This window comes from Micromonospora sp. NPDC049900, from assembly GCF_044461025.1.
Lineage (GTDB): Bacteria > Actinomycetota > Actinomycetes > Mycobacteriales > Micromonosporaceae > Micromonospora.
This window is the reverse complement of sequence record NZ_JBITKM010000006.1, coordinates 148,493-172,166: the sequence shown is the minus strand read 5'-3', so window position 1 is coordinate 172,166 and position 23,674 is coordinate 148,493. Positions and strand designations below refer to the sequence as shown.

9 protein-coding genes are annotated in these 23,674 nt (G+C 73.7%); 1 reads left to right on the top strand and 8 read right to left on the bottom strand.

The features are described from left to right. Nucleotides 1-9: 9 nt before the first annotated feature. Both ACIBMZ_RS16285 and ACIBMZ_RS16280 read right to left on the bottom strand, forming a co-directional pair. Nucleotides 10-840 (bottom strand): TIGR02452 family protein, encoded by an 831-nt coding sequence (locus ACIBMZ_RS16285; protein WP_396694422.1) that lies wholly within the window; start codon nucleotides 838-840, stop codon nucleotides 10-12. Between the two features lie 242 nt (nucleotides 841-1,082). After that, nucleotides 1,083-1,799 (bottom strand): lysostaphin resistance A-like protein, encoded by a 717-nt coding sequence (locus ACIBMZ_RS16280; protein WP_396694420.1) that lies wholly within the window; start codon nucleotides 1,797-1,799, stop codon nucleotides 1,083-1,085. A gap of 221 nt (nucleotides 1,800-2,020) precedes the next feature. Here ACIBMZ_RS16280 and ACIBMZ_RS16275 point away from each other — a divergent pair, with 221 nt between their 5' ends. Further along, nucleotides 2,021-3,703: a ricin-type beta-trefoil lectin domain protein gene (locus ACIBMZ_RS16275; protein ID WP_396694418.1), complete on the top strand. Its 1,683-nt coding sequence runs from the start codon at nucleotides 2,021-2,023 to the stop codon at nucleotides 3,701-3,703. 3 nt (nucleotides 3,704-3,706) lie between these two features. On the opposite strand, the gene ACIBMZ_RS16270 is transcribed toward ACIBMZ_RS16275, so the two are convergent. The 6 genes from ACIBMZ_RS16270 to ACIBMZ_RS16245 all read right to left on the bottom strand — a co-directional run bounded on the left by ACIBMZ_RS16270 (nucleotide 3,707) and on the right by ACIBMZ_RS16245 (nucleotide 23,670). Next, nucleotides 3,707-4,534: a zf-HC2 domain-containing protein gene (locus tag ACIBMZ_RS16270; RefSeq protein WP_396694417.1), complete on the bottom strand. Its 828-nt coding sequence runs from the start codon at nucleotides 4,532-4,534 to the stop codon at nucleotides 3,707-3,709. Nucleotides 4,535-4,578: 44 nt separating this feature from the next. Then, a complete protein-coding gene (locus tag ACIBMZ_RS16265; protein WP_396694415.1) occupies nucleotides 4,579-5,148 on the bottom strand; it encodes a sigma-70 family RNA polymerase sigma factor in 570 nt (189 codons plus the stop codon). A 146-nt stretch (nucleotides 5,149-5,294) separates the two neighbouring features. Continuing rightward, nucleotides 5,295-8,609, bottom strand: coding sequence for a right-handed parallel beta-helix repeat-containing protein (locus ACIBMZ_RS16260; RefSeq protein ID WP_396694413.1), 3,315 nt, complete (start codon nucleotides 8,607-8,609; stop codon nucleotides 5,295-5,297). Next, nucleotides 8,606-10,747, bottom strand: coding sequence for a hypothetical protein (locus tag ACIBMZ_RS16255; protein WP_396694411.1), 2,142 nt, complete (start codon nucleotides 10,745-10,747; stop codon nucleotides 8,606-8,608). Before ACIBMZ_RS16255 ends, ACIBMZ_RS16260 begins: the two co-directional genes overlap by 4 nt. A gap of 75 nt (nucleotides 10,748-10,822) precedes the next feature. Further along, the gene (locus tag ACIBMZ_RS16250) at nucleotides 10,823-11,857 is read right to left on the bottom strand and encodes a hypothetical protein (RefSeq protein WP_396694409.1); all 1,035 of its coding nucleotides are present in this window, start codon (nucleotides 11,855-11,857) and stop codon (nucleotides 10,823-10,825) included. Beyond that, nucleotides 11,854-23,670, bottom strand: a complete 11,817-nt coding sequence (locus ACIBMZ_RS16245; protein WP_396694407.1) for a toxin glutamine deamidase domain-containing protein — start codon at nucleotides 23,668-23,670, stop codon at nucleotides 11,854-11,856. The genes ACIBMZ_RS16250 and ACIBMZ_RS16245 overlap by 4 nt, the downstream gene beginning before the upstream one ends. Between the last annotated feature and the right edge of the window lie 4 nt (nucleotides 23,671-23,674).

The following is a 23,674-nucleotide window of genomic DNA, read 5'->3' as shown; positions in this document are numbered from 1 at the left end:
CGGCGCCCCTCAGACCCGGTCGTTCGTCGCCGCCCCGGCCGCTCCCGGGAAGCGTTGCACAAACGCGCGGTGCACCGGGGTGTCCGGGAGGCCGTCGCGGATGGCGAACAGCACGTGGTCGAACCGGTCGACGACCCGCAGCGCGTCGGCGAACGCGTCGGCCACCGTCGCGGGGTCGTTGCGGAACACTCCGCACCCCCACGCGCCCAACACCACCGTCCGATGCCCGTGCGCCGCCGCGACCTCCAGTACCCGCCGGGCGCGTCGGGTCAGGACGGCCGGTACCTCCGCCGCGTGCTCGGGTTGGTTGCGGAGGACCGCGCCCAGGTTCGGCGCCGCCGCGGTCAGGAACGACGTCAGGTACGGCCGGTCGAGGAGGGTGCCCTTGTCGTCCCGGAACACCGAAACCCCCGGCGAGTAGACGACCCGGTCGCTGTACCGCAGATCCCGCTGCGCACGATGGAACGCGTAGAAGTCCGGCGCCGCGAGCAGACACGGGTACAGCGCCGACGAGCGGGCGATGCTCTCCTCCTGTGCCTTCGCCCCGCCCAGGAAGCCGCCTCCCGGGTTCTTCGCGGAGGCGAACACCAGACAGGCCGCTGCGGGTCCCAGCCGGGAGGCCGCCTGCAACGTCGACTCGTGCGTCACCTCCACCCGGCCGACACCGGGCGCCGTGCTCTCCCCGTGCAACACGTCGTCGGGCAGGTGGTGCCGCGTGCCGGCGACGGCGGCCCGCACCGCGTCGCCGATGACGACCTCGTCACCGTAACCATTGCGATAGCGGCCGGACTCGGCGATGGACACGGTCTGGCGGGCGATCTCACGAAGACGCTGACTCACCGGCGCACCAAGTGAGTCGGGAGGGAAGGGGTCTGCACAGCCGTGCAGGCTAGGCAGGCAGAGCATCAATCGACAAGCGATTTCGCCGCCCACACCTCCCAGGGCATCCTAGGAAGTCATCCTGGTCGCGGTAGACGCCGAGCGCCCGTCGCGTACCTGGCCCCTCGCCGACGTCCGCTGTGACACCGAACCGGTGCCACAGCTACGAGCATCCCGGTGTGTCGGCGCGTGCCAGGGTCCGGTCAGGCCGCGCCGGCCACGAGCAGGGCCAGCACCTGCCCGAGCAGGTTGTTGGTGACGTGCACCGCGACGGCGGGCCAGATGGAACCGCTGCGGCGGAACACTTCGGCGGCGACCAGGCCGACGACCAGTGCGGTCACGAAGACGAGGTTCAGGCCGTGCATCAGCGCGAAGATCAGTGAGCTGCCGACGACACCCACGACCGTGCCGTAGCGCAGCAGTGCCGTGGTGACGATCCCGCGAAACAGGAACTCCTCGCCGATGGGCGTGAGGACCGCCAGGAACAGGAACGACAGGATCAGCGTGAGGATGCCGTCGCCGGCCGCGTCGAGATACGGCTGTTGGATGTTCTCGGACGGGCCGGTGAGGTAGTAGACCGTGGCGGCGACGAGCCGGGAGACGACCAGGGCGACCAGACCACCGGCGACCCCGATCAGCAGCCAACGGCCGGTCGTCGGGCGGATGCCGAGGTCGCTCCAGTTCGTGGAGCGGATGCGGGCGGCGGCGGCGAACGCGAGGAGACCGGCGACACCCGAGAGGGCGGCCAGGATGAGGCCGGACGTGACCGGGCTGAACCCGTCGGTGACCCCGGTCCGGTCGAGGGTGATCGGTAGGCCGTAGCCGACCACCGCCATGACGGCCAGCCCGACGAGGATCTCCGGCCATCCCGGTCGCTTCGTCTCCACCAACGCGTCCACCGACATGACGGCAACCTCCATCGCGAACCTCGTGCGGGCCGAGGCAGATAGTTGCCCTTCCGGTCCTGGCGCAAACCGAACGATTCCGTACCTCGCCCATGCGCCGGCCACGGCCCCACGGTGGACGCGGGCCGTACGGCGGTCGTGGCGGACAGTAGGCTTCGATTCGTGACGATCGGCCGTGAACTCCGGTCGACCCACGGGCGTAGTAGGCAGCGGATTCCACGACGAGGAGGGTCGCTGTGCAGGGGACGTCTGGTGCCGACGCCATCCGCCGGATCGGCAACCTGGCCGGCCGCCTCGGTGCTCGCTACCGTCGGCTCGACGTGCGGATGCGCCGGGCGGTGGCGATCACCGGAGTACTCGCCATGCTCGGAGTCGCCGCCGTGGCGTCCAGCATCGGCACTGCGACCGCCGAACCGGCTGTCCTGGTCGGCAAGGACGTACCGGCCGACCAGGCGACGGCGATCGTCGCGGCCGCCCTGTCGTGTCCCGCGCTGACTCCGGCGCGACTCGCCGGTCAGGTGATGGCGGCGTCGGGCTTCGAGGTCAATCAACGCTCCGCCGCCGGTGGCGCCGGCGTGGCCGCTCTCAGCGAGGAGACGTGGCAGCGGTGGGCCCCGTGGCCGCAGGCGCCCCGGCTGGACGCCACGGCCAACATCCTGGCGCTCGCCCGCCACGTGTGTGACCTGGTCGGTCAGGTGCGCCACGCCGGTGTCAGCGGTGATCCGTGGCGGTTGGCGCTGGCGGCGTACCACTCCGGCGTCGCCGCGGTCCGCGCGGCCGGCGGCGTGCCGGCGTCCGCTGAGGACTACGTCACGACGGTCGCCGCCTACGCCGAGGGCTATGCCGGCCGGCCGGACCTGGCCGCCACCGCCGAGCCGACCCCACCGCCGCGCCCGGTCGAGGCCGCGCCGTCGCCGGGCACCGCGCCCCGACCGGTACCCGGCGCCTACCTCGATCTGGTGCTGTCCGCCGGGAAGGTGTGTGCGACGGTGACCCCGGCCCGGGTGGCGGCGCAACTGATGGCGTCGTCCGGCTTCAACCCCAACCTGCTCGGCCCCAACGGCGGGCAGGGCATCGCCCAGTTCCTGCCGGCGATCTGGGCCCGTTACGCCGAGCCGTCCGCCTCGCCGTGGGATCCGACCGTGGCGATCCCGACCCTGGGGCGGGCGATGTGCAGCCTCTCCGGTGAGCTGGCCGGCCTCGGGGCGGACCCGTATCCGATCGCCCTGGCCGCCTACCAGTGGGGTACGACCGTGGTGCAGCAGGCCGGTGGAGTGCCGGATGCGGCCGGGCTGCGCGACTTCACCGGCATGGTGCTGGCGTACGCCGAGCACTACGCGCGGGACCCACGGCTCGGTGCGCCCCCGGCCACGCCGACCGCCGGCCCGAGGTCGGGTGGCCCCTCGGCACCGCCGCTCGCCGGCGCTCCCCCGTCGCCCCCGCCGGCCCCACCGGCCCCACCGGCCCCACCGACGCCGGTCGTCCCCACCCCGGCCCGAGCGACCCCGGCCCGCACGACGCCACCCGCGGCGACGACCGCGCCCAGCTACCCCGGGCGGCCGATGATCGGTTGGGAGAACCGCTGCATCGAGGTGCCCGGGGCAAGGTCGGTGGATGGTGCCCAGTTGCAGATGGCGGGGTGTGTCTCCGGCAACGTCGGCCAGAAGTGGTCGTTCAGCAAGGGCACGATGATGGCGCTCGGCAAGTGCATGGACCTGGCCTGGGCGGGCACCACCGACGGCACCGCCGTTCAGCTCGCCGACTGCAACGGTGGTTGGGCCCAGCAGTTCCGGCTGACCAGTGCGGGCGACATCGTCAACCCGCACACCGACAAGTGCGTCGACATCCGGGACTGGGGCACCCGGCTGCAGTTGTGGACCTGCTCCGGTACGGCCAATCAGAAGTGGCGTCGGGGCTGAGAGTCAGTCGGTCGGCGTGGGGGTGACCGGGTCCAGGCGGGCCGAGACGACCGGGCCGCCGTCCATGCGGGCGACGGTGAAGAAGGTCAGTTCGGCGAGGGTCGTGTCGAGTTCACCGCTGATCTCCTGCGCGCCGGGCCGGCCGTCCCACTCGACCACCTCGTGGGTCTGCCCGTCGCGGGTGACGCCGAAGAGTCGGTAGCGGACTCCGGTCTCCAACCCGACGACGCTGGCGACGATGGTCGATCGGCCGTCGGTCTCGGCGATCGAGACCGACAGGCGCGCCGAACCGCCGCCGACGCCTTCGGCGGTCGCGACACCGACCGGGGTGACCACCGTCGGTTCGCCGGTCAGCCGGGGCAACCCGACGGCCAGGGCACCGGCGAGGACGACGGTCGCGGCCAGTGCGCCGGCGGCGAGCCGTAGTCGGCGGGAGAACCGGCGTCGGGTGGTGGCCGGGCGGGCGCCGCGGGGACCGGTCGGGGCCGTCCGCCCCTGCGGGCCGGTGGAGGTCGGTCGGGCGCCGGACTGGTCGTCGACCTCGCCGGACCGAGGGGCCGGTGCCACGGTGGGCGCGTCGGTGGGGGCGGTGTCCGTGGGCACGACGGCCACGGATCCGGGCGTGGGGTGCGGGTCCAGGTCGGACGGCTCGTCGTCGAGCTGTGCCAGGGCCAGCGCGACGGGTCCCACCCGGTCGCACTCGTCGAGGCACTCCGTGCAGCTGGCGAGATGCACCTCGAAGGCGGCCTCGGCCACCGGGTCCAGCGCGCCGGCCAGATAGAGGGCACAGGTCTGCCGCGCTGCCGCGTGGTCGCTGTGGAGGTCAGTCATCACGCGGTTCCGGGTTGATGCGGTGCTGCGGCGGATGGCACATGTCATACCCCGTCCGTCGGCCCGACGATGGCGCGCAGTGCCCGCAGCCCGTAGTGGGCGCGGGACTTGACCGTACCCTCGGGGATGTCGAGCCGGGCGGCGATCTCGGCGGTGGAGCGGCCGTGGAAGTACAGGTCGATCAACACCGTACGCTGCTCGGGCTTGAGCCTCGGCAGGGCGTCGTGGACGGTGTGCACGGCGACGATCTCCTCGACGTGGTCGGTCGTGGTCGGCATCCGGGAGACGTCGACGGCGCCGACCTCGGTGGGGCGGGCCTGTCGGGCCCGCGCCGCGTCGATCGCGATCCGTCGGGCCACGGTGAACAGCCAGCGGCGCTGGGTCTCCGGGTCCGACGACAGGTGGTCGATGTGGCGCCAGGCCCGGACCATCGTCTCCTGCAACAGGTCCTCGGCGATGTGTCGGGCCCCGAGCGAGAGCCTGAGCAGGAAGCGGAACAGTGGTTCGGCGTGGGTCTCGTAGATCAGGCTCATCCGGGTGTCGGCACCGGGTGTCGGTGTCTCGTCCGGTGTGGCTGAGGCGTCCGCACCGGCCCCGCTCGACACCGTCGCCACCGACCCGCCTCTCCTGTCCGGCGACCGTCGGCGCCGGGTCGGGGCACGCTCCCTGGCCCTGTCCGGCTTCGTGTGCCGACGGTGCGGGCGACAGCATACGGGCGTCACTTTACGATCCGGTACCGACTCGCGCATGCTCACCGATGTCACCTGTGGACGGTCGGGCGGGCGTGGACGTCGTCGACCCGTAGGGTCCGCAGTTCGTCGACGCTGGGGGCGGTGACCGAGCGGAGCCGACGCGCCTGCCGGGTGACCACCTCGTCGAGCAGTTGCCGGGCGTACCGGCCGTTGCCGAACGTACGGCCGGTCTCCACCTTCTCGAAATGGCCACGTAGGGCCGTCAACGTGTCGCCCGGGCATTCGTAGCCGCTGGCGCGGGCCAGTCCCTCGAAGATCGCGACGAGTTCGTCCGGTGAGTAGTCGTCGAAGTGGATGCGGCGGGTGAAGCGGGACTGCAGGCCGGCGTTGGCGGCCAGGAAGGCAGCCATCTCCGTCTCGTATCCGGCGGCGATCACCACCACCTCGTCGCGGTGGTCCTCCATGAGCTTGACCAGGGTGTCGATCGCCTCCCGTCCGAAGTCGTTGCGGGCGTCCGGCGGCGCGAGGGTGTACGCCTCGTCGATGAAGAGGACACCGCCGCGGGCCCGTTCGAACGCCTCCTTGGTCCGGTGCGCGGTGTGGCCCACGTACTCACCGACCAGGTCGGCGCGGGCCACCTCGACCAGTTGCCCGGCCGCCAGCACCCCGAGCGCGTGGAGCAGCCGGCCGTAGAGGCGGGCGACGGTGGTCTTGCCGGTGCCGGGTGGGCCGGAGAAGACCAGGTGCCGCGAGACCGACGGGGCGGGCAGTCCGGCGCGGACCCGTTGGCGGATGTTGGCCAGCAGGTCGATCAGTTCGGCCACCTCACGCTTGACCCCGGCGAGTCCGATCATGTTGCCGAGTTCGCCGAGCAGCAGGTCCAGTTCGGAGAGTCGCGGCGTACCCGGGCTGCCTTCGGCCTCGGGCGCGACACCGAGGTCCTGCGGCAGTAGCTGGGCCAGTTCCACGCCGGAGGAGGCGCCGGCCTCGGAGAGCCGGAACGCCTGCCGGCCGATCATGTCCTCGAACACCTTGCGGGCGACCCGGGCGTTGCCGAACGACTCGCCGCGTGGCATCGCCCGGAACCATCCGGTCAGCGCCAGGCGGGTGTCGTACTCCAGCGAGTAGTGATGGGTGCTGCACAGCCGCTCGACGATGGTGACCAGTTCGTCGTCGGTGTAGCTGTCGAACTCGACGGTGCGGGAGAAGCGGGATGCCAGCCCCGGGTTCGAGTCGAGGAAGGCCCGCATCTGCGGGGAGTATCCGGCGACGATCACCACCACCTCGTCGCGGTGGTCCTCCATGAGTTTGACCAGGGTGTCGATCGCCTCCCGACCGAAGTCGTGTCCGCCGCCACCGTCGACCGGCGCCAGCGTGTACGCCTCGTCGAGGAACAGCACGCCGCCGATCGCCTCGGTGAACCGTTGTGTGGTCTTCACCGCCGTGCCGCCGACGTGCTCGGCGACCAGGTCGGCGCGGGACACCTCGACCAGTTGTCCGCCGGGCAGCACCTGGAGGGCGGCCAGGATCTGGCCGTACAGGCGGGCCACCGTCGTCTTGCCGGTGCCGGGCGCACCGGCGAAGACCATGTGCCGGGACATCGGCGGCATCGGCAGGCCGGCGGCGCTGCGGCGCTGCGCCACCCGGTGCAGTCCGACCATGGTCGCCACCTCCCGTTTGACCGCGGTGAGTCCGACCAGGGCGTCGAGTTCCGCCAACAACGGGGTGGCCGGGTCGCCGCCCGGTCGGTCCGGCCCGTCCGCGGCGGCGGGTGGTTCCGGTGCCGGGACGCCGGTCGTCGTCGGGGCGGGTCGGTCGGCCGGTGCGGGGCCGTCCTGACGGGGGTCGTCCTCCGCCGGTACGGGTCCGGTCCGGCGCACCTGTCGGCCGGCGTTGCCACGGACGGTCGTGCCGTCCATCGAGACGGGCTCCAGCGTCTCCATCACCACGCCGTCGCCGGCGTTGTCGAAGATCTCGCACCGGTCGAGCCGCCCCGCGGACCGGCCGGCGAACCGGATGCCGGAGCCGGCGCAGCCGTGCACCCGACTGTGCGCCAGCCGCAGCCGTGCGCGGGCGCCGACGTCGGCACCGGACCCGCCGGTCTCACTGACATCGCAGGAGGTCCCGGTGACCGATCCGCCCTCGTCGACGAGCAACCCGACACCGCCGCCACGGATCCGGCAGTCGGTCAGGGTCAGCGTGCCGTCGGCGGCCGCCCGCACCGTGGCCGTGCCGCCGGTGAACGTGCCGCCCTGGACGGTGCCACGGCCGCCGTCGACGGATTCGACGCCGTAGCCGGTGCAGTCGCGGACCGTCGCGTCGGTCAGCACCGGGTCCGCACCGGCGCGCACCAGGAATCCGGTCCGGCCACCGTCGACGCGCACCCCGGTGAACGTGCCGCCGACCGGACCGTCGAGCAGCACCGCGATCCCGGTACCGCCGTCGATCCGGCCGCCCTCGACCCGGGGTGTGGCCGATCCGGTGACGGCGAACGCAGCCGCCCGGGTCGCGCTGATCCGGCAGTCGAGCAGCGCGCCGGTGGCGTTCTCCAGCACGATCACGCCGTGGCCGGCGGTGCCGGTGACGGTGCACCGACGGGCGGTCGGATCGGCGTCCCCGGAGACGACGACGCCGTGCCCGCCGAGGTCGCGGAACTCGCAGTCGTCGAGGACCGGTCGGCCGCCGGTGGTGATCAGCCCGGAGCCGGGGCTGTCGTGCACGACGCAGCGTTCGACGCGTAGCGCGCCGTCCTGCTCGACCGCGACGGCCGGGCCGTCGACCGCGCTGATGTCGCAGCCGACCACCAGGCCCCGACCGGCACGGGTGGACAGCACGCCCGCGCCCCGCACGCCGGTGACCGTGCAGTCACGTAGGACCGGGTCGGCGCCGCCGGCGATGACGACGGCCGCCGCTCCCACGTCGCGCACGGTGGTGGCGGTGACCGTACCGGCCGCACCGCCGTCGATCAGGAGACCGGCGCCGCCCGGATTGCTGAGAAGGCAGTCGCCCAGTTCGAGGCGACCGGCGGCGGCGTGCACGCCGACCACCGCGTCGGCGCGTACCTCGCACTGGGTCATGCGCAGCGTGCCGGTGGCGATCTGGACCGTCGGGAACGCCTCGTCGCCGCCGGTGAGGACCAGCCCGCGCAGCACCACGGTGCCACCGGACTGGAACACCGCCGGACCACCGACGCCGTGTACGGTGACCGACCCTCGACCGTCCTCGGCGACCAGGGTCACGTCGCCGGTGAGTCGTAGCCGTTCCCGGTAGACGCCCGGCTGCACGGCGACGGTGGCGCCCGGGCGGGCCAGCGCGAGCGCGTCGGAGATGGTCGGCAGGCAGTCCGGATCGGTCTGGGAGACCGACAGCACACCCTGGCTCACGGTCGGGTACCTCCACGTTCGGGGTCGGATGCCGGACCGGTGGCATCGGGGACGAGACGTCGGCCGTCGTCGTGCAGGCCGGGCGCGAACCGCAGCAGCGGGTGGGGCGCGTGCGGAGCGGCGGTGTCGGACGGTGGCGCGGCGTCCTGTTCCAGTGCCTGACGCAGTCGGTCGCGCATCCGGCCGACCGCGTGGGCGGGTTGCGGCCCGACACCGGTCAGGTCACCGAGCAGTACCCGGGCCGGTCGGTCGTCGGTCTCGGCCGGGTCGACCGCGAGCACCACGAAGCGGCTGCCGGGCGGGAAGAGGGCCCCTGATCCGAACCGGTCGACGCGGCGGGCGGTGGCCGACCAGACGGCGAACTCCACGGTGGCCGCCGGGGCCGGCCGCCGGACCAGGTCCACGTCGACGAAGGCGGGCTCGACCAGTTCGTCGCCGGGCCGGTAGCCGGCGAGGAGCGGGGCGGGGACCTCGCCGTGGGCGTGCACCGCTCCGAGGACGGTGGGCAGCCGACGCAGTCCGTGCAGGGCGCCCCGGGCGAGCAGCAGCCGGTCCGGGGTGTCGTCGGTGCCGCCGCGCAGGGTGGCGTTGATCCGGTCGCGCTCGGATCCGCCGTACGCGCACAGGGCGACCAGTGCGGCGACCACGTCGGCGGCGGTGCCGGCGGCCCGGAGGCCGGGCTCCTCGGCCAGCACCCGGGTCACCATCCGGGCGTACCCGTCGTAGCGGCCGTCGAGCACCTGTCGGAGCCGGGTCCGGTCGTCCGGGCCCCACCTGTCGTCGAGCCGGCGGGCGACGGCGCGGGACGGGAGCGGTCCGGACGCCCGCTCCGGGTGCGGGTCCCCCGGGCTGGTGGGCCGGTGCGGCGGCGGGGCCGACCCGGTGTCCGCCGGTACGTCGGGCGGCGTCTCGCCGGACGCCAGGACCGACGGAACACCGGCATCCGCGGGCGGGCCGACCGCGTGCACGGGGATCGTGACGGGAGTGTCGGTGGCGGGCCGGACGGAGGCGGCTTGCGCCGAGTCGGTACGGCGCGGCTCGGTGTCGGTCGGGTCCGGCGGTGCTGCCGGCGCGGGCGCCGGGACCCGCGCCGGATCGGGCCTCGGTCCGTCCGGGGGCAGGGCGCTGTCGGCGGGTTCGACGGTCTTCGGCGCGCGCCACCGGTCGCCGTCGCACAGCTCGATGATCATGGCAGGGGCCAGGGGCGTCGGCCCGTCGCTCGCCGCAGGGCCGTCCGGCACCGGGGTGACGGGCAGCGTGGCACCGACCTCCTGCGCACGTGGGGCGGTGGTACCGACGCGGGGCGGCCAGCGATGGAACGTCGCCGGGGTCGTCAGGGTTCCGTCGACGGCCGCGGTGACGATGTCGGTGCAGACGAGGATCGGTTCGCCGAGGGCGGTGGCCAGTCCACCGAAGATCAGTCCGGCGGCGGCCGGACCGGTCGGTGCCGTGCCGGTGACGACCAGCACCATCGGCTGGTGATCGTCTGCCCGGACCGTCGTGAGCAGGGCGGCCAGGGTCGCCGGTGGTGCCGGTCGACCGGCGATCCGGAACCCGGTCGGGCCGACCTCGATCTCCACCACGTATCCCGCCGCGGTGGTCCCGGTAGCGGGCGCACCGGTGACGGGTGAGCCGGTGTCCAGCAACGACCAGCCGGTGGCGGTGCGTCGACCCGGCGGGGTGGGACGGGTCGACGGTGCCGGGGTGGGCCAGACGTGGCCGGTTCCGGCCGGGCGGCCGGGTGGGTAGACCAGCCACTCGTACGGGCCGGTCAACCCGGTCTGATCCCCCGGGAGCGGATCTCGTGGGATCGTCACCGCCTGACCGATCCGCTCCGCCAGTCCTCGTGCGGCCCGGTCGACGACGGAACGGTCGGCGTAGTCGCCGAGCGGCAGCAGCCGGATCCCGTCGGCGCTGCCGCCCAGCTCCGCCCCGAGCACCCGGGACAGCACCACGAAGAACTGCGGCAGGGCGGTTACCTGCGGCGTGCTGACCACCGTGACCCGGTCGGTCTCGACGGGCAGCGACCCGACGAGGCGTACCACCGCATCCCGGTCCTCGGCCGCGGTGCGCAGCAGCAGCGCGTCGCCGACCGGTTCGGTCAGCACCCCTGTCACCGCCACCGTCGTCGCGGCCATCCGCGGTTCTCCCTTCCGCCGGTGGTGGGCGTCCCGGCCCGAGTGCCCCCACTACGACCGCCGGACCGGCGCGGTTCACGGTCGGCGCGCAGTTTCCCGTCGACCCGTGGTCGTCGCCCACAGCGCGGCCCGGGCACGGTGCAGTGCGGCGGGTCCGACCTGGGGTGGGTGCGGGCCACAGGCGCGCAGGTGGGCCAGGAAGGTGGGCCCGGGTGCGAGCCGGTGCCGGTCGAGGTAGTAGGTCACCATGTCGCTCCAGATCCACTCCCCGTCGGTGCGCAGGTCCGTGGGTACGGCCCCGATCCGGGTGCGGTCCAGGGCGTCGTCCAGGAACGTCGCGGTGGTCAGCAGCGGCACTCCGTACGCGAGACGGGTCAGCACCCGATCGCGGTCCGGCCCGTCGAGGCGGGGCTGGTCGGGGGCGCAGCCGGGCGACTCGGCGAACCGGACCGGGGCGGGTGGCCGGGGTGTCCACAGCAGCGCCGCACAGCCCAGGGCGATCCGATGCTGCGCGGGCAGGGCCGTCTCGTCGTCGAAGACCTGCACCAGTGGTGTGCTCTCCCCCGCCTCGCGGAGCACGGCCTGCAACCGGGCGGCGGCCGTCGGCAACGGCCCGTCGGGTCGGTGCACGAGGTAGACGCGTCGGGGTGGGGTGCCGTCGGTCGGGTAGCGCCACGACCGCCACAGCGCCTCGACGCCGGTGAGCGCCGGCATCGAGGCGACGATCGCGGTGTCCGCCGGGTCCGGTGCACCCGGGCCGACGTATCCGCTGGTGAGGTCGAGGATGGCCGGTAGCCGCTGTTCGGCCAGCGCGGTGGGGTCGGCGGGCGCCAGCGCGTACATGGGTAGCGGCGGCCCGTCGGTGCGGCGGACCTCGGCGAGGGCGGCGGTGTCGGCCCCCGACGACGACAGCGTCTCGGAGAGTACGACGACGTCAGCGGCCGTCAGCGGGACGTCACCGGTCAGCGCGGTGAACACGACCGCTTCGGCCACGTCGCGCACCAGGCCCTCGGCCAGCCAGGTGCGGGCCTCGCTGACCAGGTCGTCGGGGAAGTGCCCGTCGAGGCGGAGCAGGAGGTGGTGCAGCGCGAGAGAGGGCTGCTCGGTCATGGTCCCGCCTGGAAGGTCGTGGGGAGGTGGCCGTGGACGGCGGCGAACCGGTCGGCGGCGGCCACCGGGTCGGTGCCCTGGAACAGTGCCTCCTGGACCCGGGTGCGCAGTCCGTCGAGAAACGTCGGGTCGACCGGTGGGGACAGGTCGTACCGCATGACGACGGCGTCGACGGCCTGGCGCAGTGCGGTCGGACTGAGATCGGAGCGGTGCCACCGGACGGTGCTCGCCGATGCGGTGCCGTCGGTCGGTTCGAGGGACTGGAAGTGGTTGAAGCTGCGGGCGAGGTAGAGGGCGTGGTGCGCCTCGGACCGCAGTGGCAGGGGAACCCCGGCCACGAACGGCACGCGGTCGCGGTCCCGGTCGATGGGGACCACGACGATGTTGAGGTCGAGGGCCACGGCCAGGGCCGTCGGCAGGTCGTCGCCGATCGCCGAATTCCACAGGTCGCGCTGCCGCATCGCGGCCTCCAGCAGTTCCACACCGCTGGGTGTCCGGCCGTGCCGTTCGACGGTGTCGAGGACCAGCCTGACCACCTCGGCGTTGCCGGCCTCGTCGCGGCCGGTGAAGTGGACGGCCAGCATCCCGAGGACGTTGCGGTCACCACGGTCGATCCGGTCGGCGACCTCCCGGAGCCACTGCACCCTCGGCTGCCGTTGCTCCCGCTCGGCGACGGCGGTGCGAACGTGGTCGGCGAGGGTCCGAGCGGTGGTCGGGTCCTCGGCGGTCAGCAGGGCGCGCAGGTCCTCCCGGGTGAGGTCGTCGACGCCGACCACGTCGTGTGCCCTGGCCCGACGCCGTAGTTCGTCGAGCTCCGCCTCGGCACGCCAGGACTCCCGGGTCTCGGCGGTGGGCGGCACGTACTCCCAGCCGGGGGTGAGTCGGGTGTCGGCGTGCTGATGATGGAGCTGGTCGGCGATGATCCGGCCGGCGGTACGACCGAGGTGTGGCTCGAACCTCGCCGGCTGCTGCGCTATCAGGTCGGCGGCACGGGCGCGGAGGTCCGCCGGGTCGGCCGGGTCGCCGGGCAGCGGCACACGTTGCCGCCGACTCGCTTCGAGCACTGCCCAGAACAGACAGTCGCGGTCGTCGGGAACGTCACGCAGCCGCAGCCGCCCGGCACCGGGCACGTCGATCGGGATTCCGACCGGACGCCAGGCCCGGGTGCGTTCGTGCAACCGGCGCAGCTCGGCGTGGTCCGGGCTGTCGTGCGGCACGCGGGACAGCATGCGGTCGATGTGGTCGCGCAGGCCGTCGACCATCTGTCGGGTCTGTGCGACGGTCAGCAGCCGCCGCGCGTCGGCGATGGTCTGCCCGACCTCGGGCCGGCTGCCGGCGGATCGGTCCGCCGGGGCGTTGGCGTGTCGCTGGTGACCGCCGGTGTCCTGCCGGGACCGCTGGTGCGGCGACCCACCGGTGTGGGCGTCGTCCTTCGCCGCGGCCGGGTCGCGGTCCTGATCGAGGTCCGCACCCTCTGGCCGGCCGTCGGTCGGACCGTCCCCGTCGGTCGGACCGTGTCCGGGGGGCGGTGGTCCAGGTGGGCGGGGGGACCCGCCGTCCCGGTCGACGCTGCGCAGGCCGTCGGTCTCGACGATGAGGAGACCCCGTTCCTGCCGCGCCTGCCAGCCGAGCGGCACCCCGTGCGTGTCCTCGTCGTCCTGGTCGGTGCGGTCGGTCCGCGTGGTCTCGTCGCGACCGGACCGGTCGGGAGGGCCCTCGTGTCCGGCTCGCCGCGTCCCCTCGGGCGGTGCGAAGATCCGGTCCAGTTCTCCCGGCGTCAGTCGCAGATACCGGGTCGGGTCCAGCTCGACGATCAGGGCGTGGGCGGCCGCGATCCGATGGTCCAGGACCGGACCGACCAGCGGGTCGGGCAGATGCGCGGGGACGGCCTCCGGGTCGAGGGCGACGTAGGCGGCCAGCAGCGATTCGGCCAGGGCCTCGCCTCGGCCGATCCAGTCGGGCGCGTCGTCGGCCGAGGCGGTGAGCCGGACCTCCTGCTCCGTCACCGTCTGCCGCCAGTCGTCGACCGCCTCCCACAGTTCGCGCAGGTGTGTCCGTCGTTGCGCGACGGTGGCGTCGGCGGGGAGCTGATCGACGATGTGGGCGAGTCGGGCGTGGTGGACGAGCCACTCGGTCGGGGCCTCGAACCGCTGCCGACGCCATGTCGACACCGACGCGTCCCGCTGCGGGACCGGACCGTCCGGCGCATCACCGGAGTGGGCGACCCGATCGGTGGGGTCGCCTCGCGACGCGCCTCGTTCGAGGTGCACGGTGTCGATGCCGAGCAGCGCGGACAGGTCGGCGGTGTCGCCCGACACGTCGACCGAGAGCAGTGGCCGGTGGCCGTCCTGTCGGAGCCGGTCCAGGAGGTACGCCTGGTCGGCACGGTCGTCGGCGTTCGGGTCGGCCGTCGGCGGTGCGCCGGTCAGGTGAGGGTCGGTGAACAGGTCGGGACGGCGGTTCCGCAGGGCAGGGCCGGGGTCGTCGCCGATCAGCAGGACCCGTCCGGTCGGGTGTCGGGTCTGGTACTCCCCCGCGAGTTGCTCCAGGAGGACGTCCGGCAGGTCGGGTTCGGGGTACGTGCCCGGTTCCGGTGCGGGGCGGCGTACCCAGAGCAGCATCACCGGCTGCCCGTCGTCGAGCCCGAGCAGCCGGATCCTGTCGTCGAGGTCGTTGCGGCGTTCCTGGGACAGCCCTCCGAGCAGGTCGGCACGGAGCCGGTCCCGGGTGGCCGGGGCGTCGGTGCGGCGCGACTCGCTCCTGGTCGCACCTCTGCGACGGTCTCCGGCGGGACGGGCGGTCCGTCGACGGCTGTGCTCGACCGGGTGCGTCGGGGGGTCGGTGTCGGTCGACGGAGCCCGGGTGTGGGCCAGCCGGCGGGCGACGACGTGCGGATCGGTGCCGTCGAGCAGCGCGGCGGTGACCCGGTAAGCGTGGTCGAGCAGGGCGGCGGCCGATTGCGGCGTACCGGCGCTGCGGGCGGCGACGATGGCGTCCACCCGGTGTCGCAGTGGGACCAGTGTGTCGGGGTCGAGTGCCGCGAGTCGCCGGTCGACGGTGGCCCGGTCGACCGGTGGCAGACCGGGCGGGGGTGCAGGCGACAGGGGCCGGTCGGTGAACTCGGAGGCGTACCGGGCGGCGGCTTCGGTCGTGCCGGTGTGCCAGGCGGCCTCGATCTCCTCGGCCAGGGCGAGGAGGGCGGCGGCTCGCGCCAGCAGGTGGTCGCCGCCGGCTCGACCGCCGGGTCCGACCAGACGGCGGAACTCCTTGTGCAGGTCGCGCCCGGCGGCTTTGCGGTGGAGTCCACCCGCGGTGTGCGTGAGCCTGGCTGCGGTGCGCTGGAGCCCGGCCACGGTGTGCTGGATCCGCACGGACCTGGTCTGGAACCAGGCGCGCTGCCCTGCGCCGGGTGGTGGGAGCTGGTGACGCAGCACTCGGCGCTGGGCCCGCAACACCGGGGTCAGGTCGGGCTCGGCGGGCGCGTTCGCCGTGACCTGGTCGAGCAGTGCGCGGGCGGCCTCGGCCAGGTGCACCAGCCGCTGGTCGACACCGGGTCGTCCGGTTGGCTCCCGGCCCGCGTCGTCGACCGCCTCCGGAGTCAGCTCACCGCGACGCACCTGGTCGGCGAGTTGAACGAGCTGGTCCCGGTGCGCCCGGGCGGTCGCCAGGTGGCGCAGTTGGTCGACGGTGGCGGAGCGCGGTCGGCGCAGCGCCGTCCGGAAGTCTGCGGTGTGGCGGTCCAGGGCGGTCGCCAGGTCCTCGGCGGTGGTCAGGGCGAGGGTGTGCAGGGCCTGGCCACGAGCCTGCTCGAACCGTCGTCGGGCTGCTTCGTTCTCCGGCAACGCCGGGATGCGGTGGGCGGTGACGTCGGCCGGTTGTCGGGCGCGGCCCGCGGCCAGCCGGTCGGCAAGCCCCTCGGCGTCCGCTCTGGCCTGGAGGTATCGCTCCTGGGCCGCCCGGCTCTCGATCCGGGCCGCCGTGGCCTCCGCTTCGGCCTGGTCGCGTCGGACGTCTGTCGCGTCCGGGGGAAGGTCGCGTAGCTCGGCCTCGGCGGCACGCCACTCGGCTGCCCTCTGCAACCAGTCGGCCCGGCTCGTCAACGCGTTCTCCCAGGCCGCCACCGTCGAGTCGATGGCGTGGCGGCGGGCCGGGTCGGTGTCGTCGAGCCAGCCGTTGGCCCGGGCGACCTCCTCGGGTACCTGCACCTCGATCGTGCCGGGCAGCGTCACCTCGGCGCCGGCCCGGTCCCCGAGCGGGTCCGTCGGGTCGCGGACCACGTGTCGTTCCTGCACTGTGAAGGTGAAGACCATCGTGCGACCCCGGTACTTCACGTTCGAGCCGGTGTTGGCGGTCGTACCGGACCGGGCGGCGCTGCCCGAGCCGACTCCGAGCTGGCCCGGCATCGGCGCGTCGTGTCGGGTGACCGGGTTGATGCCGGAGGTCCCGGTACGGAGGTCGACCTCGAAGCCGGCGAGGTTGCGGGACTGCGTCTGGGTAACGGTCGCCACCGATATCTGTTTGGGTCGTTCCATCCGGTCGTCGGTGACGATCCGGGCCAGCGACGGCGGGCCGAGGCGCGCGTACCGTTCGAGGATCGCGCGGTAGCGCGGCGCGATGCCGGGGCCGGTCAGCCCGGTCGTGACGCCCTCGTTCGCGATCCGGGGGTACTGGGCCTTGGACCATTCCGGGGTGGCCTGGTCGTGAACGGCTGCCGGGACGATGGACCGTGGATTGCGCAGCGGGTCGGTGCCGATGGCCCGCTGGAGACGCGAGGTGCGCGCGTGGGCGGCGACCGCCATCCGGGCGGCGTCCTCGGACGCCCGCGCGGCGGGGAAGGAGGTGACCATCGCCTCGGTCGGCAGGCGGGTGCCGCCGCGCTGCCACCGCCGTACGGCGTTCGGTTCGGTCTGTGCGGAGGTCAGCGCCCGTGGTCCGCCGGTGGGCCGGTCTGCGGACGGCGCTTCCGGTACGGGTTCGCGGACCCGGGTGGCGGACTCGGGGATCCGCAGTCGGATCGGTACCCGGATCGGGGCGCTCCGGTTCGTGTCCGAGGTGGTGACGGTCAGTTCGAGGATGCTCTCGAACTCGATCAGTGGTCCGGTTCCGGTGACGACGCGCTCGTCGACCGCTGCCGTGGCGGTGGACCGGTCCGCGTCGCTCTGGTGTCCGAGGCGGGCACCGGGGCCGGCGCCGAACACTCCGCCGTGGTGCTTGGGGGGGTTCTCCGGGTCGCTGCCACTGGTGTCCCGCCCGGGGACGTAGCTCCCACTGACGTCGACGGTGATGCCTCTCGACCTGTCCACGGCGACGGTGTGGTTGGCCTTCGTGTAGTACTCGATCTCGGTCGGGTCGGAGATGATCTCTGCCAGGCGCGGCGGGGTGAGTCGGGCCCGGATCCGGACGTCGACTCCGGTGGTCGTCCGCGCCACGAAGGCGAACCGGCGCATACGCCGCCGGTCGTAGAGACGTACCAGTAGGTCGTTGGAGAGCAGGCTGTCGACGAACGCGGCCAGGCCGAACCGGCCGAAGATCGCCTTGGCCCGGCCGACGTTGCCGAGCGGATCCCGCAGCGGCTCGTCCGGGAGCAGGTCGACGCCCTGCTCCCGGAGCCGGTCCCGAATCTGCTGGTAGAGGTCCGGGCCGCCCAGGTTGTCCACCCAGGCTCGGCCCAGGTCGCCGGAGTCCAGCGTCAGGTTGTCCGGGATCCGCCAGGTCGGGGCACCGGTCGCCGGAGGCAGGTGGATGGTCGCCGGTGGGGTGGGCGGATCCGGCGGCAGCGGCAGAGTCGGGATCTGCCGGTCGGCGTTGGCCGGGTCGGCGTTGTGCTGTTCGATCCAGGCGTTGGTGGTCTGGACGTCGCGGAGGGCGACGGCGATGAGCAGGCCGTTCTCGACGGACACCCGCTGGTGTCGGACGCCGATCTGGCCGGTGAGGAAGTCGGAGGCGCCGGCCCACCGGGTCCGTGCGGTCAGGTGCCAGTCGCCGTCGACCCGGTAGAACACGAACGCGCCGCTCTGGACGACGTTGCGTTCGGCACCACCGGTGTCGGTGGCCGTCGTGGTCCGCAGGTCGTTGTGCCACTGCACACCGGGTTGCAGGCCGGCGCTGCCGGCGTAGTCGCCGTCGCCCCGGTGCCCGAACAGCCCGAACAGCCGCAGGGTGTGCATTCCCCCGGTCACCTGCGCCGAGGTGATCGGGTAGCTGCCCGCCATCGACGACTCGAGTTCCCAGGAGCCGGGGTCGACCGGGCGGAAGGCGGTCGGCGCGAACGCGACCTGCAACGAGCCGAGGTCGTCGCGGAACACTCCTCCGGCGAACAGCGTGCCCGAGGTCTCGCCGGGACTGATCAGGTTACGGGTCCGCCCGTTGGCGAACTCGGGGGTGAAGAACGCGTCGATCTGGCTACGGGACGCGCTCCCCGGGGACGTCAGCACGTCGCCGTGCGGCAGTCCTTCGAGCAGGTCGAGCGCCGCGTCCCGGATCGGGGCGAGCGGACCGACGCCCTCGGTGTGGAAGCGCAGCGGCAGGCCGGCGAAGGGCAGCGGCGGCGGTGCGGCTTCGGTGACGTCGTGAAGGACCGGGACTGCCCGGTCGTCCGTGGCACCGTCCGGCCGGGGGGCCGGCTCCTCGACCCCCATCCGGTCGGCCCACAACTCGGACAACCAGATCCGCATCCGGCCGGGCCGAAGCCGGATGGTCTGCGGGGTGCCGGAGAACTCCAGGTGGCCGGTGTCCAGGTGCTGCCCGTCCGGCAGCTCGATCCACCGCCGGTCGCTGCGGTGCGACAGCAGGCCGCCGGTGACGGTGCGGTACAGCGCCCGGGGGCGGGTGTACGAGGAGACCTCCACCTGGAAGTCGAGATCCAGTTCGTACTCGCGGGCGGTGGTCCGGCCGTCCTTCGGCGTCGGGCTGACCGACATCTCCACCTGGGCGAGCTGCTGTCCGGTCGCCAGCTTGCGTCCGTTGCTGCGGGTGTACTGGTAGCCGACGCCGGCGGCGGCCAACGCCCGCGACGACGGCTTGCGCCAGCGGTCGAAGAAGCCGAAGCGGATGCCGGCCTGGTAGTCCCGACTGACCGAGGTGTGGGCCTGCGCGCGGTCGCCACCGATGTCGGTCTCCCGCATCGAGATCGACTGGGACTGGCCGGTGCGGCGTCCCGCGGTCCGGGTCGCGGTCAGCACGATCCGGACGTACTCGTTGCGGTACCAGCCGTACCGCTTCAGCTCCACCACGATCCCGGTGTCGAAGAGGCTGTCCACCATGGCGCGTACCGCCGGCTGGCTCAGGGCGGTCCGCAGTGACTCCTCGTTGCGGCGGTGCTCCATCAGGTCCCGCAGGGTGCGGATGGTGTCCACCGGTGCCGGTCCGTCGACGACGAAGCCCGGGTGCGCCCGCAGGACGGTCTCGATGTCGGCGAGGACCTCGGCGAGCCCGGTCACGTCCCGTACCGCGCCGTCGCCGAGCGGTCCGGTCATCACCTGGGCGTCGTCCGGCAGGCGGGCGCCCTGGCCGGTGGGCAGGTCCGGCGGCAGGTCGGTCGCCGCCCGGACGAAGAGGTGGTCGGGTTCGGTGGAGACCTCGTCGATCCCGGCACCCTGGATTCTCCAGGTGACCGGGTAGTCGCGTAACTCGGTCTCGCCGGTGTAGATGACCGCCCGCTTGCGTCCGCCGCTGCCGCCGCCCAGCGCCGCCTGTTCCCGGCGGCCGGAGACGCCGACGCTGACCGACCCGGTCAGCGGTACGCCCGTCTCGTCGCGCGGCCCGTTCCACCCGGCCTGGAGCGCCGCCCCGAAACTCGACGAGGCCGCCGCGCTGTGCTCGTTGGCGACCACCAGTTGCGCGCTGTCGCGCAACACCACGTCGGTGGCGGTGGACCGGAGGGTGTGCTCGGCGCTGCCGGCCGTGATGGTGAACGGCCCGGCGACCTCGTTGGTCGTCTCGTTCCACAGGGCCGGGATGCGCAGCCCGCCGGTGAACTCCTCCAGTGCCGCCTCGACGTTGCGGGCGCTGAGCAGGCGGGACAGTTCGGCTCGGCTCGCCGAGCCGACCGCGAACAGCCCGGGTGGCAGCGTGCGCTCGGCCAGTCGCCACAGCTCGGGTACGACTGCGGCCTCGACCTGGTGTACCCGGGGGACGGTCGACGGTCCGAGTCCCTCGGCGCGCTGTTCGTTCCGGTCGGCGACCAGGGCGTGCCGGGGAATCTTCAGGATCGCCTCGGTGGGTACCTCCCGGGCCGGGCCGACCTGCTGGTTGGTCCCGTCGGCGGCGCGTTCCCACAGCTCCAACCGGTACGTCGCCCGCGCCGCGATCCGGTCCGCGCCGTTGCTCGGCCGGGCCTGCCGGTGGGTCACCAGGGACCGGAGCGTGGACAGTGCCTGCGTCAGCCGCCGGAGGGTGGCGTGCAGGTTGAGTCCACCGCCGACGATACCGGGCTCGACGGCGCCAGCCGGGCTCACCGTCAGCGAGGCGTCGACGCCACCGCTCTTCGACTTGGTGACGCCGCTCGTGGTGGTGACCGCACCCGCCCGGTCGATCCGGGTCAGCACGGTGTCCGGGTCCTGGTCAGGGGTGCGGCGCAGCTCGTCGAGCGTCACCGAGACGCGCAGTTCCACCTGCCGACCGTCGACGGTGACCGGGACGTGCTCCCCTCGACCGACGAGCCCGTGCAGGTCGCCGCTGCCGTCGGCGTCGTTGTGCAGCCGGCGGAGGAACTCGTCGAGGCCGCGGACCTTCCGGCTGCCGCGCTGCCGGACGAGGTCTCGCGCGGCCTGCTCGACCTCGGCGAGGCCGGTCACCCGGACCACCTCGGCGGCACCCAGTGAGCCGGCGGCCAGGTAGCCGACCGCCACCAGGCCGTCGTCGAGCGGGTCCGGCGCGGGAACCTCCCCTTCCGGGTGGTCGACGGTGAGCAGTGCCGTCTCGGCGTCGCCGTCGGAGTCCGTACCGGTTCCGGCGGGCGCGTCCAGCCGTCCGCCGGTGGTGTCCGACGAGCGACCGCCGATCGGCACGTCCAAACCCCGGACCGGGCCGTCGACCGGTACGCCGTCCGTGGTCGGCACGAACAGCACCGTGTCGGGCTGAATCGTGAGGTCGGCGACCGTACCGTTCTGGCCGTCGAGGAAGACCACCCCGTTGTGGTCGTGGATCACGTTGAACGCGTGGGCGAAGTCCCGACCCGTGACGTGTACGACGACGATGCCCCGGGAGCCCTGCGGCGCGGACCGCATGACTCGGGTGACGGCGGCGAAGTCCGCCACGGCCACCGGTGCCCGGTCGCGGTAGCGGGTCAAATGCTCCAGTGGAGCCAGCGTGGACGGTGACGACTGTAGGCGTTCACCGGGTCGCAGTCTCTCGGTGAACGCCAGGTCGGTGACGATCGCGGTGAGTACGCAGTTGGTGCCGAACTCGCCCTTCCGATGCCGGTGCGGGTTGATCCCGGGAAGCCACGGGTAGTCGCGCTGGACGACCGTGGCGTCCGGTGGGGGATCGGTTCGCGGCATCGCCTCGGTTCCCGACCCGGCGTCCCGCGCTCGGAGGTCCCCACGCGGTCCACCGTTCGTCTGCGGGGCGGTGTCCGTCGGGGTGCGGGCGGGCGGGGTGGCCGGGCTGAGGCTCGGCGTGACGGTGCCGGTGCTCGCCCCGGTGGTGGCCGCAGGGGGCACGGCTCCCGGCCGGCCGGCGAGCGGGGCGGTGGGCGGCGACGCGGAGGCGGTGGTGGTCGAGGCGGACGGCACCGGCGTCGGCGCGGCGGTGGAGGTCGACGACACCGGTGACGGTACGGGGGTGGCAACCGTGCCCGCCACGGCCGCCGGCCGGACCGGCACCGGACCGTTCGACGGCGTGCCGGATGACGGCGTAGCGGGTGACGGCGTGCCGGATGACCCGGTGGGTGCCGGGCCGGTGGGTGCCGGGCCGGTGGGTGCCGGGCCGGTGGGTGCCGGGCCGGTGGGTGCCGGGCCGGTGGGTGCCGGGCCGGTGGACGAGACCGTGGTACCGGCCGGGGTGATCGTGGTCGCCGCCGCCGGCACCGGCGTGGGGGCGGCGGGGCGTGTGGGCGACGGCCCGCCGTTCGTGGCGGCGGCGGTCGATCCGCCGCCGTTCGGGGGCGTGCCGGTGCTGGGTGCGGGCGTGGTTGCGGCGTTGGGTGCGGTGACCGGGGTGGGGGTCGCGGCCCCTTGGCCGCCCATCGAGGGTGCGGGGGGCGCCGGGGGCGCGGGCGCGGCAGACGGTGCCGGTTGCGTGACGAACGGCCCGCCCGACGTGGTGACGGCTGCCGCCGGGACCGCCGATGGCCGGGCGTCGTTCGACGGGGCTGCGCCGGTGCTCGACGGGTCGGCGGTGCCGTTCCCGCCGATGGTGGTCGGAGGGCTCGCGACACCGTTGCCGGTGACGGCACCCGCTGCCACCGGTCCGCCCGCCGCTGACGGTCCGCCGGCCGGACGCGGCCCCGACGGGTCACCCTGCTGTCCGGAGACGGCCCCGGTGCCGTCCGACGGCGATGATCCTGACCGGTCGACATCCCGGCCCCCGGGTGTGCCGGGGGTGGTGGCCGGGACCGGTCCGGCGGCGGTGGTGGATCTGCCGTCGGAGGGCCCTCCGGGAACACCGACCACGACGGGTGTGCCGGTGCCGTCGGATACGGCGGGTGCTCCGGCACCGTCCGGGCCGGGCGGCGGGGTGTCGGCCGACGAGGGCACGTCAAGGGGCGGCAGGGTGTCGGGAGCCGACGAGGCGTCCGGGGGCGGTGGAGGCGAGGACTTCGAGGTGGGATCCGGGGTGGGCGTCGTGCGACTGGGCGCGTCCCCATCGGACTCGGTGTCCCGGGTGCCGCCGTCGGGGCCCGGCCGGATCGCGTCGCCGATGTTCGTGCCGGCGGCGCTGGCCGCGCCGGACACCGCGCCGGAGACCGCCGCCGCACCACCGACGTTCCATCCCTGGCCGGTCATCACGCCGTAGAGGCCCTCGGTCAGGTATTCGACGGCGGCCTCGGAGGCCATCTCACCGGCCGCGTCGGCGGTGGCCTGACGCCCGGTCGGCCTGGGTTCGGGTGTGGTCAGCGCCTGGCGGAACGTCGTGCCGGGCGGAGGCACCGAGTCGGCACCGGCGTCGGTCAGCGCTCGCGCACCGGGGCCGCCGAGCCGCCGGGCCAGGAGGTTGATCGCCGGACCGAGGAAGGTGGAGACCGCGCCACCGAGCGCGCCGACCGCCGCGGCGTCGCGGGTCAGCTTGCCGTCCCAACGGTCGCGGGTGCCCATCGACAGTTGCAGCCGCTGGACGATGGCGTCCATCAGCACCTGCAGGCCGATGCCGATCACCTGGTTGACGGCGACCATCTGGATCAGCCGGCCGAGCAGCGTACGGACCAGGAAGCGGAACACGGCGACCCGGGCCGCCAGCCAGTTCAGGGCCGCGCCCGGGTTGAAGAACGAGAAGGCGAGGGCCACGATGAAGTCGATCATCAACTGGATCAACGCACCGATGATCATCATCTTGACGTACTGGACCTGGGTTCCCGAGGCGCGGCTCTTGGCGCCGAGGTCACGCAGTTGGTCGGCGGCGACGGCGAGGTAGCCGGGGTTGCGGACGTACCCCTGCATCGACTCGACGAACGCCTCGTCGGCCCGGCCGGACACACCGCGTCGGATGGAGCGGACGGCGTCGACGAGGAGCGGAAGGGCGGAGTCGACCCCGTCGGCCGCGCCGCTGTAGGCCCGGGAGAGCCCGAACAGGCGATCCTCGTCGGTCCCGGGGAAGTCCTCCCCCGAGATCCACTTGAGAAAACCGGCGAGGTCGTCCGACGCCTCGATCCCCATCTCC